The organism is Kocuria sp. NPDC057446, from assembly GCF_042802875.1.
GTDB lineage: Bacteria > Actinomycetota > Actinomycetes > Actinomycetales > Micrococcaceae > Kocuria.
This window is the reverse complement of sequence record NZ_JBHVDI010000222.1, coordinates 1-4531: the sequence shown is the minus strand read 5'-3', so window position 1 is coordinate 4531 and position 4531 is coordinate 1. Positions and strand designations below refer to the sequence as shown.

3 protein-coding genes and 1 tRNA gene are annotated in these 4531 nt (G+C 70.8%); 3 read left to right on the top strand and 1 reads right to left on the bottom strand.

Translation table 11 applies throughout. The features are described 5' to 3' along the window. Positions 1 to 83: 83 nt before the first annotated feature. Positions 84 to 159: transfer RNA gene (locus tag ACFU0Y_RS17240), tRNA-Lys, on the bottom strand. Positions 160 to 912: 753 nt separating this feature from the next. Here ACFU0Y_RS17240 and ACFU0Y_RS17235 point away from each other — a divergent pair. The 3 genes from ACFU0Y_RS17235 to ilvC all read left to right on the top strand — a co-directional run bounded on the left by ACFU0Y_RS17235 (position 913) and on the right by ilvC (position 4448). Further along, complete coding sequence (locus ACFU0Y_RS17235) at positions 913 to 2805, top strand: acetolactate synthase large subunit (protein ID WP_380216036.1); 1893 nt, start codon at positions 913 to 915, stop codon at positions 2803 to 2805. A 3-nt stretch (positions 2806 to 2808) separates the two neighbouring features. After that, complete coding sequence (gene ilvN, locus ACFU0Y_RS17230; protein ID WP_344123350.1) at positions 2809 to 3318, top strand: acetolactate synthase small subunit; 510 nt, start codon at positions 2809 to 2811, stop codon at positions 3316 to 3318. A 104-nt stretch (positions 3319 to 3422) separates the two neighbouring features. Next, positions 3423 to 4448: a ketol-acid reductoisomerase gene (gene ilvC / locus ACFU0Y_RS17225; RefSeq protein ID WP_380216033.1), complete on the top strand. Its 1026-nt coding sequence runs from the start codon at positions 3423 to 3425 to the stop codon at positions 4446 to 4448. Positions 4449 to 4531: the final 83 nt, after the last annotated feature.

Sequence of the window (4531 nt, the reverse complement as noted above, 5' to 3'; positions counted from 1 at the left end):
CCCCCGGCCCGCACACGAGGCGGCGGGACGACGGGTGCACGACGAAGGACCCCACCGCGCCGTCGCGCAGTGGGGTCCTTCCGTGGTGCGCCCCCTCGGACTCGAACCGAGAACCCATTGATTAAGAGTCAATTGCTCTGCCAATTGAGCTAGAGGCGCTGGTGGTGCGGCAAGAACGGTAGCACGGTCCGGCCCGGGGGCCGAATCGCGCCGACCGGCATCCGCCGGGTCCCGCCTCGCAACGAGAGAACACTCTACCAGCTCGTCCCGCCGTGTCCATTCCGCGTCCCTCCTGCTCCGCGTCCAGGCATCGACGGGGCCCGCGAGCCGGCAGTGTCCAGAACGGCGCGCATGCCCTCCGCACCGCGTCCGGCATCGGTTCCCCCTTCCCGTCCGGGCCCCGTCCCGCTCACCGATCTGCGCGTGGTCCCCCTCCCGGACCTGCTGCCCGGCACCGACGTGCTCGTGGTGGCCCTGACCGCCGGCGGGCAGGGCACGTCGTGCCGGCCGCGTGTGCGGCGGCTCCCGCGGACCCCGGCTCGAGCGCATCGCGGCGGAGGAGCGGCCGCTCCTCCTGCAGAAGGAGGGGCGGCTCGACGTCCGGCCCGCCGCCGACCGGCGGCGCCGGACGTGCCCGGTCTCACATCGTGGGACGCGGCGTCCGAAGATTGACACGCCCGTGCGGGCGGCAGAGCATGGGACCATGCAACTCAGCCACGGTGTCGTCCAGCTCACGGTACGCGTCCTCGTCGGACGCGGGGCCTGAGCCGACGACCGGTCGAGCGCACGGGCCCTGTCGCACCTCCCGGTGCAGCGAGGGCCTTTTTTCTTGCCCGGCGCCCACGGGGGAGCGATTCCCGACCCGGAACAGCCACCACCCAGCCCAGTTGGCCAGACCAGAAGGACAGTGACATGAGCAAGGGACAGCCGATCAGCCCAGCGCTGATGGCCACCAAGCGCGCGGAGACCGCCGCTGACCACCGGCCCCCCGGGGCCCCCGAGAAGTCCGTCCCCGCCGTCCCGTCCGTCATGGGCCCGAGCAACACGGTGGCCCCCACGGAGATGACCGGCTCCCAGGCCGTCATCCGGGCGCTGGAGGAGCTCGGGGTCACCGACGTCTTCGGTCTCCCCGGCGGCGCGATCCTGCCGACCTACGACCCGCTCATGGACACGGACAAGATCAACCACATCCTGGTCCGGCACGAGCAGGGCGCCGGGCACGCGGCGGAGGGCTATGCCCTCGCCTCGGGCCGCGTGGGCGTGTGCATCGCGACCTCCGGGCCCGGTGCCACGAACCTCGTCACCGCGCTCGCGGACGCGCACATGGACTCGATCCCGATGGTGGCGATCACCGGGCAGGTCTCGTCCAAGGTGATCGGCTCGGACGCCTTCCAGGAGGCGGACATCGTGGGGATGACGATGCCCGTGACCAAGCACTCGTACCTGGTGACCCACGCCGAGGACATCCCGCGGGTGCTCGCCGAGGCGTTCCATCTCGCCTCGACCGGCCGGCCCGGCCCGGTGCTCGTGGACATCGCCAAGGACGCCCAGCAGGACACCATGACGTTCTCCTGGCCGCCCCGGATGGACCTGCCCGGCTACCGGCCCGTCACGCGCGGGCACGCCAAGCAGATCCGGGAGGCCGCGAAGCTCATCGCGGCGGCCCAGCGGCCTGTGCTCTACGTGGGCGGCGGGACGATGCGCGCCGACGCGGCCGCCGAGCTCATGGAGCTGGCCGAGCTGACCGGCGCCCCCGTGGTGACCACGCTGACCGCGCGAGGCGTGTTCCCGGACTCCCACGAGCAGAACCTCGGGATGCCCGGCATGCACGGCACCGTCCCGGCCGTGTACTCGATGCAGCAGGCCGATCTGCTCGTGACCCTCGGCGCGCGCTTCGACGACCGCGTCACGGGGCACCTCGAGACCTTCGCCCCCACGGCCAGGATCATCCACGCGGACATCGACCCCGCCGAGATCTCCAAGAACCGCACCGCCGACGTGCCGATCGTGGGCGACGTCAAGGAGATCCTGCCGGACCTCGTGGCCGCGGTGCGCCAGGAGTTCGAGCGCGGCGGCAGCCCCGACCTCTCCTCGTGGTGGACGGCGCTGAGCAGCCTGCAGGCCACCTACCCGCTGGGCTATCCCAAGCCGGCCGACGGGCTCGGCTCGCCGCAGCACGTCATCGAGCGGATCTCCGCCCTGACCGGCCCCGAGGCGGTCTACGTCTCCGGCGTGGGCCAGCACCAGATGTGGAGCTCCCACTTCGTGCAGTACGAACGCCCCCGCCAGTGGCTGAACTCGGCGGGCCTGGGCACCATGGGCTTCGCCGTCCCCGCCGCGATGGGGGCGAAGGTCTCCCAGCCCGAGCGCGTGGTCTGGGCGATCGACGGCGACGGCTGCTTCCAGATGACCAACCAGGAGCTCGCCACCTGCACGATCAACAAGATCCCCATCAAGGTGGCGGTGATCAACAACTCCTCGCTGGGCATGGTGCGCCAGTGGCAGACGCTGTTCTACGACGGCCGGTACTCCAACACCGACCTGAACACGGGCCACGACAGCATCATGGTGCCGGACTTCGTCAAGCTCGCCGACGCCTACGGGTGCGCCGCCCTGCGCTGCACGCGGGACGAGGACGTGGACGACGTCATCCGGCAGGCCCTCGAGATCAACGACCGGCCCGTGGTGATCGACTTCGTGGTCTCCGCCGACGCGATGGTGTGGCCGATGGTGCCCTCCGGCGTGTCCAACGACCAGATCCAGATCGCCCGCAACATGACCCCCGACTGGGACGAGGAGGACTGACCCATGAGCCGACACACCCTCTCCGTGCTGGTCGAGGACAAGCCGGGCGTGCTGACCCGGGTGGCCGGACTGTTCGCGCGCCGCGCCTTCAACATCGACTCGCTCGCCGTGGGACCCACGGAGCTCGACGGCGTCTCCCGCATCACCGTGGTGGTGGACGCCGAGGGCGAGCTGCTCGAACAGGTCACCAAGCAGCTGAACAAGCTCATCAACGTCATCAAGATCGTCGAGCTCACCACCGAGTCGTCGGTGCAACGCGACCACATCATGGTCAAGGTGCGCGCCGACGCCGCGACCCGTCTGCAGGTCACCCAAGCCGCGGACCTGTTCCGGGCCACCGTTGTCGACGTCTCCACCGAGTCGCTCGTCATCGAGGCCACCGGCGCCCCGGAGAAGCTCCGGGCGCTGCTGGACATCCTGGAGCCCTTCGGCGTCCGGGAGATCGTCCGGGCCGGTACGCTGGCCCTCGGACGTGGTCCCAAGTCGATGAGCGACCGCGCCCTGCGCCACTGACGCCCCCGGGCGGCGGTGGACGCGGGCGCCCGGCCCACAGACACCCCAACCACCTCGCGGCGGTGCCCCCGCCGCGCCCACCCATGCTTCAAGGAGACAACCCCATGGCAGAGATCTTCTACGACGACGACGCCGACCTCTCGATCGTCCAGGACCGCTCCGTGGCCGTCATCGGCTACGGCTCGCAGGGCCACGCCCACGCGCTGAACCTGCGCGACTCCGGCGTGGACGTGCGCATCGGCCTCGCCGAGGGCTCGCGCTCCCGCGCCAAGGCCGAGTCCGAGGGCCTGCGCGTGCTCACCGTCGCCGACGCCGTCAAGGAAGCCGACGTCATCATGATCCTGACGCCGGACCAGGTCCAGCGCCACGTCTACGCCGAGTCGATCGCCCCGAACCTGGAGCCGGGCGACGCGATCTTCTTCGCCCACGGGTTCAACATCCGCTACGGCTACATCGAGGCCCCCGAGGGCGTCGACGTCGTCATGGTCGCCCCGAAGGGCCCGGGCCACACCGTGCGCCGCGAGTTCGAGGCCGGCCGCGCCGTTCCCGCCCTCGTGGCCGTGGAGAAGGACGCCTCCGGCAAGGCCCTCGAGCTGGGCCTGTCCTACGCCAAGGGCATCGGCGGCACCCGCGCGGGCGTCATCAAGACCACCTTCACCGAGGAGACGGAGTCCGACCTCTTCGGCGAGCAGGCGGTCCTGTGCGGCGGCATGTCCCACCTGGTCCAGTACGGCTTCGAGACCCTGACCGAGGCCGGCTACCAGCCGGAGATCGCCTACTTCGAGGTCCTGCACGAGCTCAAGCTCATCGTGGACCTCATGGTCGAGGGCGGCATCGCCAAGCAGCGCTGGTCCATCTCGGACACCGCCGAGTACGGCGACTACGTCTCCGGCCCCCGGGTGATCAGCCCCGCCGTCAAGGAGAACATGAAGGCGGTGCTGGCCGACATCCAGGACGGCACCTTCGCCAAGCGCTTCATCGAGGACCAGGACAACGGGGGCGCCGAGTTCACGAAGCTGCGCGAGAAGGAGGAGTCCCACCCGATCGAGGTCACCGGCCGGGAGCTGCGCAAGCTCTTCGCGTGGACCTCGCCGGACGCCGACTACGTCGAGGGCACCGCGGCCCGCTGATCCGCACCACCCCGCCGCCGCGCGAGCGGCGCCGGGGCAACGGCCGAGGGGCCGCGACCGCACGTCAAGCCGAGCATCCCGTG